General features: G+C 64.2%; 9 protein-coding genes and 3 tRNA genes. 6 read left to right on the top strand and 6 right to left on the bottom strand.

Annotation, left to right across the window (positions count from 1 at the left end; genetic code table 11):
- On the bottom strand, positions 1-1,054 hold a 1,054-nt coding region (locus RT460_RS18565; RefSeq protein WP_313321170.1), incomplete at its 3' end, for a penicillin acylase family protein.
- 149 nt (positions 1,055-1,203) lie between these two features.
- Here RT460_RS18565 and bfr point away from each other — a divergent pair.
- A complete protein-coding gene (gene bfr, locus RT460_RS18560) occupies positions 1,204-1,692 on the top strand; it encodes a bacterioferritin (protein ID WP_313321168.1) in 489 nt (162 codons plus the stop codon).
- A 98-nt stretch (positions 1,693-1,790) separates the two neighbouring features.
- On the opposite strand, the gene RT460_RS18555 is transcribed toward bfr, so the two are convergent.
- Positions 1,791-2,447, bottom strand: a complete 657-nt coding sequence (locus RT460_RS18555) for a thiopurine S-methyltransferase (RefSeq protein WP_313321167.1) — start codon at positions 2,445-2,447, stop codon at positions 1,791-1,793.
- Positions 2,448-2,735: 288 nt separating this feature from the next.
- Positions 2,736-4,979 carry a DNA topoisomerase IV subunit A gene (gene parC / locus RT460_RS18550; protein ID WP_313321166.1) on the bottom strand — a complete coding sequence of 748 codons (2,244 nt, stop codon included), beginning with the start codon at positions 4,977-4,979 and terminating at the stop codon, positions 2,736-2,738.
- Between the two features lie 214 nt (positions 4,980-5,193).
- On the opposite strand from parC, the gene RT460_RS18545 reads away from it, so the two are divergent.
- The 4 genes from RT460_RS18545 to RT460_RS18530 are packed head-to-tail and all read left to right on the top strand — an operon-like array spanning position 5,194 to position 9,859.
- Positions 5,194-5,637, top strand: coding sequence for a MarR family transcriptional regulator (locus tag RT460_RS18545; RefSeq protein WP_313321164.1), 444 nt, complete (start codon positions 5,194-5,196; stop codon positions 5,635-5,637).
- Positions 5,634-7,100 carry an efflux transporter outer membrane subunit gene (locus RT460_RS18540; RefSeq protein ID WP_313321162.1) on the top strand — a complete coding sequence of 489 codons (1,467 nt, stop codon included), beginning with the start codon at positions 5,634-5,636 and terminating at the stop codon, positions 7,098-7,100. Before RT460_RS18545 ends, RT460_RS18540 begins: the two co-directional genes overlap by 4 nt.
- Positions 7,101-7,110: 10 nt before the next feature.
- The gene (locus RT460_RS18535; RefSeq protein ID WP_313321160.1) at positions 7,111-8,292 is read left to right on the top strand and encodes an HlyD family efflux transporter periplasmic adaptor subunit; all 1,182 of its coding nucleotides are present in this window, start codon (positions 7,111-7,113) and stop codon (positions 8,290-8,292) included.
- Positions 8,293-8,299: 7 nt separating this feature from the next.
- A complete protein-coding gene (locus tag RT460_RS18530; protein WP_313321158.1) occupies positions 8,300-9,859 on the top strand; it encodes a DHA2 family efflux MFS transporter permease subunit in 1,560 nt (519 codons plus the stop codon).
- A gap of 212 nt (positions 9,860-10,071) precedes the next feature.
- Here the strand turns inward: RT460_RS18530 and RT460_RS18525 are convergent.
- From RT460_RS18525 to RT460_RS18515, 3 genes are all read right to left on the bottom strand, one after another.
- Positions 10,072-10,158 (bottom strand) — tRNA-Leu (locus RT460_RS18525).
- Positions 10,159-10,505: 347 nt separating this feature from the next.
- Positions 10,506-10,592, bottom strand: a tRNA-Leu gene (locus RT460_RS18520).
- Positions 10,593-10,911: 319 nt separating this feature from the next.
- A tRNA-Leu gene (locus tag RT460_RS18515) sits at positions 10,912-10,998 on the bottom strand.
- 115 nt (positions 10,999-11,113) lie between these two features.
- On the opposite strand from RT460_RS18515, the gene rnr reads away from it, so the two are divergent.
- Positions 11,114-13,633 (top strand): ribonuclease R, encoded by a 2,520-nt coding sequence (gene rnr, locus RT460_RS18510; protein WP_313321156.1) that lies wholly within the window; start codon positions 11,114-11,116, stop codon positions 13,631-13,633.
- The last annotated feature ends 125 nt before the right edge of the window (positions 13,634-13,758 follow it).

Below are 13,758 nucleotides of genomic sequence, written 5' to 3'. Positions count from 1 at the left end.
AAGAATCGGCCGCCGCAGGCGGCCCGCCGATACCTCTCTCCCGCACGGCGGGAGAGAGGGGGACCGCTTGCGAAGCAGGCGGTGGAGTGAGGGCAGCCAAGTTGACGTTATAAGAATCGGCCGCCGCAGGCGGCCCGCCGATGCCTCTCTCCCGCACAGCGGGAGAGAGGGGGACCGCTTGCGAAGCAGGCGGTGGAGTGAGGGCAGCCAAGGTGACATTGGAAGAATCGGCCGCCGCAGGCGGCCCGCCGATGCCTCTCTCCCGCACGGCGGGAGAGAGGGGGACCGCTTGCGAAGCAGGCGGTGGAATGAGGGCAGGATTGGGGTCTCCTGCATTGGACCCGCTGCGCAGATCCAGCGTGGCCACGTCTGGCAAGGTGGCATCGCCACGGGCATCGCCGAACAGGGGCGCATCCCAGGCACTGCCGTCATGGGAGAGCAGGGCGTACAGCGCAGCAGGGACGACGCTGCGAATACGGGCCATTGCAAGTTCGCGGGTATCGGCGGGGTCCTGCAGGTCGGCGTACATCGCCAGGCCGGTCAGGACGGAATCCTCCAGTTGCCAGCTGCGTGGCTGCTGGCGCAACAGCAGGTAGGGCCAGGGCCGTACGGGCAGGGCAGCCAGCCCGGCATTGACGCCATCGCGGTAGGCTTCAAGCACCGCGCGCTTGTCGCCAAGGGCGGTGCCCAGGTTCTCCTGGCTGCGCGCGCGCAGGCGGTGCACCCGCATGCGCTTGTCCATCGGCAGCGCTTTGGCGCCGAACAGTTCGGACAGTTCGCCAGCAGCGGAGCGGCGCATCAGGTCCATCTCGAAGAAGCGTTCCTGGGCATGTACATAGCCCAGTGCACGCGCCATGTCTGCTTCGTTGGCAGCTTGCACGGTGACCACGCCCAGCGCGTCGCGCTCGATGCTGACCGGTGCCGACAACCCCGGCAGGGCCAGGTCCCCGTCCAGCTGTGGCAGGCTGCCACGCAGCAGGCCCCAGATGACCAACACCAGCAACAGCAGTATCCCCAGAACAACCCAGAACGAACGCAGCAGCCAACGCAGCACAGGCCTACCCCCGGTAGCGGTTCAGTGGCGATTGTAGACAGCTTGTGAAGCCGAAAGAGAGGGAATCGCAACTGAAAGTGATTCCGATTAGATCATTGGCTTTCCAGATGGGGCACCCTATGCCCCATCGAATCATCAGGAGCATCCCCATGCAGGGCAAACCCGAAGTTGTTGAATGCCTGAAGGAGCTGCTGCGCGGCGAACTGGCTGCGCGCGACCAGTACTTCATCCATTCCCGTCGTTATGAGGATCAGGGCCTGATGGCGCTGTTCGAGCGTATCGGCCACGAGATGGAGGAGGAGACCGAGCACGCCGATGCGCTGCTGCGTCGCATCCTGTTCCTGGGCGGCAACCCGGACATGCGCCCGCACGGCTTCGAGCCGGGCGTGACCGTGATGGAAATGCTGGAGAAGGACCTGCAGGTGGAATACAAGGTCCGCGCCGACCTGGCCGCCGGGGTCAAACTCTGCGAAGCGCATGGCGACTACGTGAGCCGCGACATCCTGGTCAAGCAGCTGCACGACACCGAGGAAGATCATGCCTGGTGGCTGGAACAGCAATTGGGCCTGATCAAGCGCATCGGACTGGAGCTGTACCAGACCAGCAAGATGGACGCCAAGGGCACCGCGGCACACTGATCACAAAGGCCTCTGTAGTGCCGAGCGATGCTCGGCACTGGCCTTGCCGGCAAAGGCTCTGCCGACCATGGGTCGGCACTACAGTGGGCTGACTGGTATTACAGGCGTTGCAGCTTGTAGACGGCGGTGGACAGGGCGCTGACGCCGTCAGCACGGAAATCAGGTTGCTGGTCGAGGATGTCACGACGCTCCAGCAGGCCTGCGTGCCACGGGGTAGCGAACAGACGCTGCACCTCCGCTTCGTCCACCGAGAACGGCGGGCCCTGCTTTTCATCCTGTGGGTATTCCAGGGTGATCAGCACCCCCTGACAGCCCAGCGGCAGCTGCGCATACAGCGTGTCGCGGTAGTGCTGGCGCAGATGCGGCGGCAAGGCAATCAGCGCGGCGCGATCGTAGACCCCCGCAACGTTGGCAAGCAGGCCTGCATCCAGAGCAAAGGCATCGCCGCAGATGATTTCAATCGGCCCGGCGATGTAGTGTTCGCCGTACTGGCTTTGCTGGCGCTGCGGCAGCACGCCGGCTTCTTCAAAGAACTGCTCGGCCGCCATCGGCGACAGTTCAACACCGAGCACGCGGTGGCCCTGTGCGGCCAGCCAGTGCATGTCCAGGGTCTTGCCGCACAGCGGCACCAGCACGAGGCTGCCCTGCGGCAGGTCCAGTGCAGGCCAGTGCTTCTGCAGCAACGGCATCACCTCGCTGCGATGGAATCCTATTTGACCGTTCTGCCAACGTTGCAGCCAGAAGTCGGGTTGCATGGGGTTCTCCTGTTGCGGTTGCCTTGCAGCTTACTTCGCTGTTTTGGGGAGTGGCGTAAGCCGCGAAGCTGAGGACGGGGAATCAAGGATGATTATTGATTGCCGGTGTCGGTCGGTTGTTTAGCTTCGCGGCTTACGCCGCTCCCACAAACAGCGAAATGAAGAAGGCCGGGTAATGCCCGGCCTTCTTGTACTTACTGAACTACCAGCCGTTCGACCTTCTGCCGCGCCATGCAGACCTCCGGCAACCGGGTTGCCGAACGCGTCGCCACGCGCCAGTGAAGTGACTTACTGGACATCCAGTCCTTCTACCTTTTGCCAACCTCTCGGCAACAAATGCCCGCGCGTCGCCCTCGTTCCCAGATACGTTTCCAGGTCCTTGAACGACAGGTTCATGGTGCGCTGGCCACTGCGCACCTGCAGGGTGTTGGACGGGCCTACCGCGACCACCGCCACGACGCGCTCGGTGGAGAGCTTGGCCTTGGGGATTTCGATGATCTTGTTGCCCTTGCCCTTGTCCAGCTCGGGCAGCTCGCTGGCCGGGATGGCCAGCATGTTGCCGGCGCTGGTGACCGCGACGATGCGATCGGTTTCCGGGTTCGCAACCAGCGACGGGGTCAGCACCGCCGAACCGGTGGACAGGTTGAGCATCGCCTTGCCCGCCTTGTTGCGGCCGGTGAGGTTCTCGAAGCGGGTGACGAAGCCGTAGCCATGCGTGGACGCCAACACGAAACGCGTGTTGTTGTCGCCGCTGGCGACGGTAACGAAGCTGCTGCCTGGTGCCGGTGAGAAGCGGCCGGTGAGCGGCTCGCCATTGCCGCGCGCCGAGGGCAGGGTGTGCACCGGCGTGGAGTAGGCGCGGCCCTCGGTATCGAGGAACGCCACCTGCTGCGTGCTGCGGGTACGCGCCACGGCCAACAGGCTGTCGCCATCGCGGTAGTTCAGGGTGGCACCGTCGACATCGTGGCCCTTGGCCGCGCGCACCCAGCCCTTCTCCGACAACACCACGGTCATCGGTTCACTCGGCACCAGCTCGGTTTCATCGATGGCCTGGGCGGCACCGCGCTGCACCAGCGGCGAGCGGCGCTCGTCGCCGAATTTCTTGGCATCGGCCAGCAGTTCGTCCTTGACAAGCTTCTTCAGCTTGGCGCTGCTCTGCAGGATGGACAGGATCTTGTCGCGTTCCTTGGCCAGCTCATCCTGCTCGCCGCGGATCTTCATTTCTTCCAGGCGCGCAAGCTGCTTGAGCTTGGTTTCCAGAATGTATTCGGCCTGGTCCTCGCTCAATGCAAAGCGCGCGATCAACGCGGCCTTGGCATCGTCCTCGGTACGGATGATGCGGATCACTTCATCCAGGTTGAGGAAGGCAACCAGCAAACCTTCCAACAGGTGCAGGCGACGCTCCACCTTCTGCAGGCGATGGTTGAGGCGGCGGGTCACCGTGTCCTGGCGGAAGCGCAGCCATTCGCTGAGCAGCATCTTCAGGTTCTTGACCTGCGGGCGACCGTCCAGGCCAATGACATTGAGGTTGACGCGGAAACTGCGCTCAAGGTCGGTGGTGGCGAACAGATGCCCCATCAACTGCTCGGCGTCGACGCGGTTGGAGCGCGGGATCAGCACCACCCGTACCGGGTTGGCGTGGTCGGACTCGTCGCGGATGTCTTCCAGCCACGGCAGCTTCTTGGCGCGCATCTGCGCGGCGATCTGTTCGATCACCTTGGACGGGGAGACCTGGTGCGGCAGCGCATCGATCACGATGTGGCCGGCTTCCTTCTTGAAGGTCGCACGCGCACGCACGCTGCCGTTGCCGGTTTCGTAGATGTTCCGCAGGTCCGACGGCGAGGTGATGATCTCGGCGGTGGTCGGGTAGTCCGGGCCCTTCACGTGCTCGCACAGTTCGGCGATGGTGGTGTCCGGCTCGTCGATCAGGCGGATCAGCGCGCTGACGATCTCATTGAGATTGTGCGGCGGCACGTCGGTGGCCATGCCCACGGCGATGCCGGTGGTGCCGTTGAGCAGCAGGTGCGGCAGCCGCGCCGGCAGCCAGCTGGGTTCTTCCAGGGTGCCGTCGAAGTTTGGGGTCCAGTCGGTGGTGCCCTGGCCCAGTTCGCCCAACAGCACTTCGGCAATCGGGGTCAGCTTGGATTCGGTGTAACGCATGGCCGCGAACGACTTGGGGTCGTCGCTGGAACCGAAGTTGCCCTGGCCGTCGATCAGCGGGTAGCGGAACGAGAACGGCTGCGCCATCAGCACCAGGGCCTCGTAACAGGCGCTGTCGCCGTGCGGGTGGTATTTGCCGATGACGTCACCGACGGTGCGCGCGGACTTCTTCGGCTTGGATGCTGCACCCAGGCCCAGTTCGCTCATCGAATAGATGATGCGGCGCTGCACCGGCTTGAGCCCGTCGCCGATGAAGGGCAGGGCGCGGTCCAGCACCACGTACATGGAGTAATCAAGATAGGCGCGTTCGGCGTATTCGCGCAGCGGCTGCTGTTCAAAGCCGTGGAAAGCTTGGCGTGCAGGATCGGTCATTGCGGGTGGTGCTACCTGTGAACGTTGAAGCCGCGGCGTGGCTGCCGGCTTCCAGACCCAGCGATTATCCGGATGGCGGCGGCGATGCCAAGCGTGGCGGATGGCCGGGTGGGCCAAGTGTCATCGATTCGCGACATATCTGTAACGCTGAATTCACTTCTTGGTGGAAATATTCCATGGAGAATATTTCCAGATGGAAATAAAATGCCGCCCCATGACTGACCCCTCTTCTGCACCCACCAGCTTCGGCCTGCTGATGCGCCAGGTGGGTGATGGCCTCGTACGCCAGCTGGACGCCACCATGGCCGAAGAAGGCCTGGGCATTGGCTTCACCCATTACGTGGGCCTGAAGGTGCTCTCGAAAATGGCCCCCTGCACGGCCGCCGAGCTCGGCCAGGCCATCAACCAGGTGCCCAGCGCGGTGACCCGGCTGCTGGACCGGCTGGAGGCACTGGGCGCGGTGCGGCGTGAGCCGCATGCGCAGGACAGAAGGGCCTTGCAGATCGTAGTGACTGACCAGGGGCACGCCCTGTGGGAGCAACTCAAGGTGCGCGGCGACCGGATCATGGATCTGGCGCTGGGTGACCTGACTGCCGACGAGCGTGACCAATTGTTCTCCTTGTTGACGCGGGTGCGCGACGCCCTTACTCCCCCATGAAAATCTCCTCTTTGCGTTATTCACGCCCGCTATTGGTGGGTGCATTGGCGTTGGCGCTTGGCGCCTGTGCCAGCAGCCGCGGGCTGCAGCCGCAGGGCCGCGTGCTGGATGCGGACAGTCTGCATCCAGCACGCGGCCTGGCTGGTGCCCCGCTCAGCGCCTCGGGTTTCCCGGCGGCCGACTGGTGGCGGGCATTTGCCGACCCGCAGCTGGATGCGTTGGTGGCCGAAGGCCTGCGCAGCAATCCTTCGCTGGAAGCTGCCGATGCACGCCTGCGCCAAGCCCAGGCCCAGGTATCCACTGCCAATGCCGAGCGCAAGCCGACGCTGTCGGTGTCGCCGGGCTACACGGGCCTGACCCTGCCCGAATCGATGGCCGGTGATCTCGGCGGCGATTACATGGGCAGCGTGCAGGCGGTGGCCAGTTTCAGTTACGGCATCGACCTGTGGGGCGGCAAGCGCGCCGCCTGGGAAGCGGCCGTGGACAGCGGCCATGCCGCTGCGGTGGACGCCCAGGCCGCGCGCCTGGACCTGTCCGCGGCGATCGTCCAGGGCTATGTGCAGCTGGCCCATGCCGGTGCGCTGCAGCGGGTGGCCAACGACGAGCTGGCGCGCGCAGAGAAAGCGCTGCAGCTGACCCAGCAACGCCGTCGCGCCGGTATCGACAGTGAGTTGCAGGTGCGTCAGGCGCAGGCACGTTTGCCGTTGGCCCAGCAGCAACAGCTGGCCGCACAGCAGCAGATCGATGTCGCCCGCAATGCCCTGGCCGCGTTGTTGGGGCAGGGGCCGGATCGCGGTCTGGATATTGCGGTGCCGGCGGAACTGAACCCGCTTGCCCTGCAGTTGCCGAGTGTGTTGCCCAGCGAACTGTTGGGCCGTCGCCCGGACATCGTGGCCGCACGTTGGCGTGTGGAAGCGGCGGACAAGCAGGTCAAGGTCGCCAGGACCCGCTTCTATCCCAGCCTCAACCTGACCGCGATGGGCGGACTGGTGTCCAAGAACCTGGAGGGGCTGCTGGAGAGCGGTTCCACCTTTGGCCTGCTGGCGCCGGCGCTGAGCATGCCGATCTTCGACGGTGGCCGCCTGCGCGCCGGTCTGGCCAAGAGCGATGCCGATTACGACCTGGCCGTGGCCAATTACAACCACAGCATTGTCGAAGCGCTGCGGGACGTAGCCGACCAGGTCAACACCACCCGCTCGCTGGCCAGCCAGGTAGACGCGCAGCAGCAGGCGCAGGCCAATGCGCAGGCTGCGCATGCGCTGGCGCAGCAGCGCTACAAGGCCGGTATCGGCAACTACCTGGAGGTGCTCAGCACCCAGGACCAGTTGCTGCAGGCCGAGCAACGCCTGAGCAACCTGCAATCACAACAGCTGCTGTCCTCGGTGCGCCTGAGCGCAGCCCTGGGTGGCGGCTTCCAATCGGCTGCCGATGTCGCGCCGGTCACCGACAACACGCATTCCTGAGAATCCACCCATGAGCCAGACATCCTCCCCTGAAGCGGCAAGTGCCGCACCCAGCCGCCGCGGCAAGTTGTTGCGCGGCCTGTTGTTGATCGTCGTGATCCTGCTGGTGGCATTTGCCGCGTGGTACTTCCTGCTGGGCCGCTGGTCCGAGGAAACCGACGACGCCTATGTCGGCGGCAACCAGGTGCAGATCACGCCGATGATCGCCGGCACCGTGGTGAGCATTGGTGCCGATGACGGCATGAAGGTCGAGCAGGGCCAGTTGCTGGTGCAGCTGGACCCGGCTGATACCAATGTGGCCATGCAGCAGGCCCGTGCCAACCTGGCGCGCACCGTGCGCCAGGTGCGCGGCCTGTACCGCAGTGTCGAAGGTGCGCAGGCCGAGTTGAATGCCCGCCAGATCAGCGTCAAGCGTGCCCGCGAGGATTTCGCCCGCCGCCGTGACCTGGCGGCTACCGGCGCCATTTCCAATGAAGAGCTGGCCCACGCCCGTGACGAGCTGGCGGCCGCCGAAGCAGCGGTTGCCGGTTCGCGCGAAACCGTGGAGCGCAGCCGTGCGCTGGTCGATGACACCGTCATTGCCACCCAGCCCGACGTCGAAGCCGCCGCTGCGCAGCTGCGCCAGGCCTATCTCAACAATGCGCGTGCCGGCATCGTCGCGCCGGTGAGCGGATACATCGCCCGTCGCTCGGTGCAGGTTGGCCAGCGCGTGCAGCCGGGCGTGGCGCTGATGGCGGTGGTGCCCAGCGAGCAGATGTGGGTGGATGCCAACTTCAAGGAAACCCAGCTGCGCCACATGCGCCTGGGCCAGGAGGTGGAGCTGCGCTCGGACCTGTACGGCAGCGACGTGACCTACAAGGGCCGCATCACCAATCTCGGCCTGGGTACCGGCTCGGCGTTCTCGCTGCTGCCGGCGCAGAACGCCAGCGGCAACTGGATCAAGATCGTGCAGCGCGTGCCGGTGCGCATCACCGTGGACCCCAAGCAACTGGCCGAGCATCCGCTGCGCCTGGGCCTGTCGATGAAGGCCGAAGTGAACCTGCATGACCAGAACGGCACCGTGCTGCCGGCCGACGTGGCCAAGGGCACCGTCTACGGCACCGAGGTCTACGCCAAGCAGCTGCACGATGCCGACGCCCTGATCCACCGCATCATCCAGGACAACCTGCCGCCGTCCGCGCGCGCCAGCTGAGGTCGCCATGTCCGCTCAAGCTCCCACTGCACCGGCCGCACCCGCGGCCAGTGCAGGCCCTGCCAGTGTTGCGTGGTGCACGGCCGGCCTGGCCTTGGCCTCGTTCATGCAGGTGCTGGACACCACCATCGCCAACGTGTCCTTGCCGACCATCGCCGGCAACCTGGGTGCCAGCTCGCAGCAGGCCACCTGGGTCATCACCTCGTTCGCGGTGAGTACCGCCATCGCCCTGCCACTGACCGGCTGGTTGAGCCGTCGCTTTGGTGAGGTGAAGTTGTTCATCTGGGCAACGATTGCATTCTCGATCGCCTCGCTGTTGTGCGGCATTGCCCAGAGCATGGGCATGCTGGTGGTGTCACGCGCGCTGCAGGGTTTCGTGGCCGGGCCGATGTACCCGATTACCCAATCCTTGCTGGTGTCGATCTATCCACGCGAAAAACGCGGGCAGGCGCTGGCGTTGCTGGCCATGATCACCGTGGTCGCGCCGATTGCCGGGCCTATCCTCGGTGGCTGGATCACCGACAACTACAGCTGGGAGTGGATATTCCTGATCAACGTGCCGCTGGGCTTGATTGCAGCGGCCATTGTGGGTGGCCAGTTGCGTCATCGGGTCGAGCAGACCGAACGCCCGAAGATGGATTACGTCGGCCTGGTAACCCTGGTGATCGGTGTTGGCTGCCTGCAGTTGATGCTGGACCTGGGCAACGAGGAGGACTGGTTCAGCTCGACCAAGATCGTGGTGCTGACCTGCGTCGCGGTGGTGATGCTGGCAGTATTCGTGATCTGGGAGCTGACCGACAAGGATCCGATTGTTGACCTGAAGCTGCTGCGGCATCGCAACTTCCGCTCCGGCACGCTGGCGATGATCGTGGGCTATGCCGCGTTCTTCTCGGTGGCCTTGATGATCCCGCAGTGGTTGCAGCGTGACATGGGCTATACCGCGATCTGGGCGGGTCTGGCCACGGCACCGTTGGGCATATTGCCGATCATGCTGGCGCCGATGCTGGGCAAGTTCGGGCACAAGGTGGACATGCGGTACCTGGCGACGATTGCGTTCTTCGTGCTGTCGATGACCAGCTTCCTGCGCTCGGGTTTCAACCTGCAGGTCGACTTCCGGCATGTGGCTGGCGTGCAGTTGCTGATGGGCATGGGCCTGGCGTTGTTCTTCATGCCGGTGCTGCAGATCGTGTTGTCGGACCTGGAAGGGCGCGAAGTGGCGGCCGGCTCCGGATTGGCGACCTTCCTGCGAACGTTGGGCGGCAGTTTTGCCGCGTCGCTGACCACCTGGTTGTGGGCGCGGCGTACCCAGCAACATCATGCCGACCTGACCGAACACATCTCCGCGTATGACCCGTCGATGCATGACCAGGTCACCGCGATGGGGCAGGGCGACCTGCAACATGGCGCGGCCGTGCTCAATGAGATGATCAACCATCAGGCATCGCAGATGGGCTTCAACGACATCTTCCTGCTGCTGGGCTGGGTGTTCCTGTTGATCATCGGCCTGGTGTGGTTGGCCAAGCCGCCGTTTGGTGCAGGCGGCGGGGCATCTGCAGGCGGGCACTGAGGCCTGCGTGCAGGAGCGGTGCCAGTCGCGAGCCGCTACCAATGAAACGACAGCAAAGCCCGCAATCTGATCGATTGCGGGCTTTGCTTTTTGTAGTGCCGAGCCATGCTCGGCAGAGGCTCTACCGGTAAGGCCTCTGCCGAGCATGGCTCGGCACTACAAAAGCATCGGGCACAAAAAACCCGCTTTCGCGGGTTGTTTCGTTTGAGTCATGGTGCCCAGGAGAGGACTCGAACCTCCACGGAGTTGCCCCCGCTAGCACCTGAAGCTAGTGCGTCTACCAATTCCGCCACCTGGGCGACTCAGGGGACGAATTGTGCCGAGTGTGAAGAAAACTGTCAACGATTTGCGCGAAGAAATTTCACATGGCTGTGTAGTGCCGAGCCATGCTCGGCAGGGGCTTCATCGGCAAGCTTGCAGGCGAAGCAAGTGTGGCGAAGCGGACGCATCACATCAGGAAAAAATAGAAGGACTCATGTAGTGCCGAGCCATGCTCGGCATGTGGCGTTATCGGGAAAGCTTCTGCCGAGCATGGCTCGGCACTACAGGTGGGTGTGCTGGTAAAGCTTCTGCCGAGCATGGCTCGGCACTACAAAAGCATCGGGCACAAAAAAACCCGCTTTCGCGGGTTGTTTCGTTTGAGTCATGGTGCCCAGGAGAGGACTCGAACCTCCACGGAGTTGCCCCCGCTAGCACCTGAAGCTAGTGCGTCTACCAATTCCGCCACCTGGGCGACTCAGGAGCGAGATTATGTAGGACGTTTCTGGCGCCGTCAACAGTTTTGTGAAGAGCGGGCATGAGGCCGTAGCCCGGGTAAGTCGTAGCCCGGGTAAGCGAAGCGCACCCGGGGCATATGCGACAGCAGTCCAGCCGGGAGAATCCCGGGTGCGCTTTGCTTACCCGGGCTACACAGCCGCGTGTTGGCGAAGGCATTGCTTCTGCCCCCTCCCTTTGCTGCAGGCAAGGGGAGGGCTGGGGAGGGGGGCGCTTTAGCATCACCCTCAACCCCCGGAAACGAAAAAACCCGCTTTCGCGGGTTTGATCTTGATACGTGGTGCCCAGGAGAGGACTCGAACCTCCACGGAGTTGCCCCCGCTAGCACCTGAAGCTAGTGCGTCTACCAATTCCGCCACCTGGGCACTTCAGGCCGCGCAGTTTGAATAGGCTGCCGATGTTTGTCAACGGTTTTTCACATTGATCGTCAGTGATCGTGTGCGCACCCTGTACACCAAGGTGCATGTACCATGCAGGCTGATGAATAACAAAAAGACCCCTGGGGCCAGCAAGGCCCGCAAGTCCGCCACCGGCAGCAAGCCGGGCAAGGCGCCGGGCAAAGCCCCCAAAGCAAAATCCGCCAAGCTGCCGCCCTGGATGCCGGAAAGCATGGCCGCACCGGCCAAGCCGGGTGCAGCAAAGTCCGGCAAGCCGGCAGGTGCCCGGTCCGCCGCCAAGCCGGGCAAGCGCAAATTCAACGACGATGCCGCGCCGCAGAGTTTCGTGCGCGGTCGTCGCAAGCCGGGTCCGCCGGTTGCGTCCTTCGATGATCCCTATGCATCGCGCGAAGCCGAACGCTATGCGCAGCCGATTGCCAGCCGCGAGGCCATCCTGCAGCTGCTGGACCGCTGCGAAGGCCCACAGAACGCCGAGGAAATCGGCGCAGCACTGGGCCTGACCGAGCCGGATCGCGCTGATGCACTGGGCAAGCGCCTGGGCGCGATGGTGCGCGATGGCCAGTTGGTGCAGAACCGCCGTGGCGGCTTCGCCCCGGTCAGCCAGCTGAGCCTGATCCCCGGCGTGGTGATCGCCAATCCGGAAGGCTTCGGCTTCCTGCGCCCGGACGAGGGGGGTGACGACCTGTTCCTCTCGCCCTATGAAATGCGCAAGGTGATGCACGGCGACCGTGCCTTGGCCAATGTCACCGGCATTGATCGCCGCGGCCGCCGCGAAGGCAGTATCGCGCGCGTGCTGGAGCGCGGCGTCAACCGCCTGATCGGCCATTTCAGCGTGGAAGCCGGCATCAGCTACGTGGTGCCGGACGACAAGCGCATGCAGCGCAATATCCAGATCCCGGGCGACGCCACTGGCGGTGCCAAGGATGGACAGTTGGTGGTCTGCGAGCTGACGCACGCACCGGATTCGCGTCGCCCGCCAATCGGCAAGATCATCGCCGTGCTCGGCGACAAGCTGACTCCGTCGCTGGTGGTGGAAACCGCCATCCACGGCCACGAATTGCCGTATGAATTCCCGCCGGAAGTGCTGGACGAAGCCACCGCCATCCCGATGACGGTGGAAGCCTCGATGATCGGCAAGCGCGTGGACTTGCGTTCCATGCCGCTGGTCACCATCGACGGCGAGGACGCCAAGGACTTCGACGACGCGGTGTACTGCGAGCCGAACCGGGATGGTTTTCGCCTGGTCGTGGCCATTGCTGACGTCTCCAATTACGTGCGTCCCGGCACGCCGCTGGATGACGAAGCGCAGCGCCGCGCGACCTCGGTCTACTTCCCCGGTTTCGTCGTGCCGATGCTGCCGGAGACCTTGTCCAACGGCATCTGCTCGCTGCGGCCGAAGGAAGACCGCATGTGCTTTGTCTGCGACATGCAGGTGGGGCGCGATGGCCAGGTCAGCGGATCCAAGTTCTACGAAGCCGTGATGAACTCGCACGCACGCCTGACCTATACCCAGGTGTGGGCGGCGGTGGGCGAGGACGATGCGGACACCAAGGCCTTCATCGGCCCGCTGCTGCCGCAGATCCAGAACCTGCATCAGCTGTATCGCATCCTGTCCAAGGCGCGCGAGCGCCGTGGCGCGATCGAGTTTGAATCCTCGGAAGTCCGCTTCGTGCTGGACAACCGTGGCGAGGTGACCCAGGCCGGCATGATGGTGCGCAACGACGCCCACAAGCTGATCGAGGAATGCATGATCGCTGCCAACGTGGAGGCCGCGCGCTACCTGCTGTCCACGCATATCCCGGCACCGTTCCGCGTGCATGAGCGGCCGCCGGAGTCCAAGTACGCCGACCTGCTGGAATTCCTCAAGGAATTCAAGCTGAGCCTGCCGCCATGGAGCAAGGTTCAGCCGGGCGATTACACCAAGCTGCTGAAGAAGGTGCGTGAGCGCCCGGACGCGGCGCTGCTGGAATCGGTGTTGCTGCGCAGCCAATCGCTGGCGGTGTATTCGCCGGACAACAACGGCCACTTCGGCCTGGCGTTGGAGGCCTATGCCCACTTCACCTCGCCGATCCGCCGTTATCCCGACCTGCTGGTACATCGCGCCATCAAGTACGCGCTGACCGGCGGCCCGCCGGAGAAGTACACCTACACGCCGCGTGAGATGGCGGCCTTGTCGTTGCAGTGCTCCGAGCGTGAGCGCCGTGCCGACGAAGCCGAGCGCGAAGTGGATGAGCGTTTCCGCGCGGCGTGGATGGAGAAGCACGTCGGCGGCCAGTTCGATGGCGTGATCAGCGGCGTGACGAGCTTCGGCCTGTTCGTCGAGTTGGACGAATCCAAGGTCAACGGCCTGGTCCACGTGACCCAGCTGCCGCACGACTATTACCAGTTCGATCCGATCCGCAAGACGCTCAGCGGCGACCGCCGTGGCAACGAGTTCCGGCTTGGCGACCGGGTCCGCATCCTGGTGCTCAAGGCCAGCATGGAAGAGCGCAAGATCGACTTCCGCCTGGTCGAGGACAAGGACGGCAAGGTCGAGCCGCCGTCGCCTGCGCCCTTGCCTGAACGCGGCAAGCCGGCCAAGCGGACCAAGCAGAAGTATTGAAGCCAGGAACCAGTGGGGAGGAACCAGGAACCAGTGGGGAGAAACCAGGAACCAGTGGGGAGGAACCAGGAACCAGTGGGGAGGAACCAGGAACCAGTGGGGAGAAACCAGGAACCAGTGGGGAG

Origin of the sequence: Stenotrophomonas sp., assembly GCF_032061965.1 — a bacterium.
Lineage (GTDB): Bacteria > Pseudomonadota > Gammaproteobacteria > Xanthomonadales > Xanthomonadaceae > Stenotrophomonas.
Note: the sequence above shows the minus strand (reverse complement) of the source record. Positions and strands in the feature narration are given on the sequence as shown.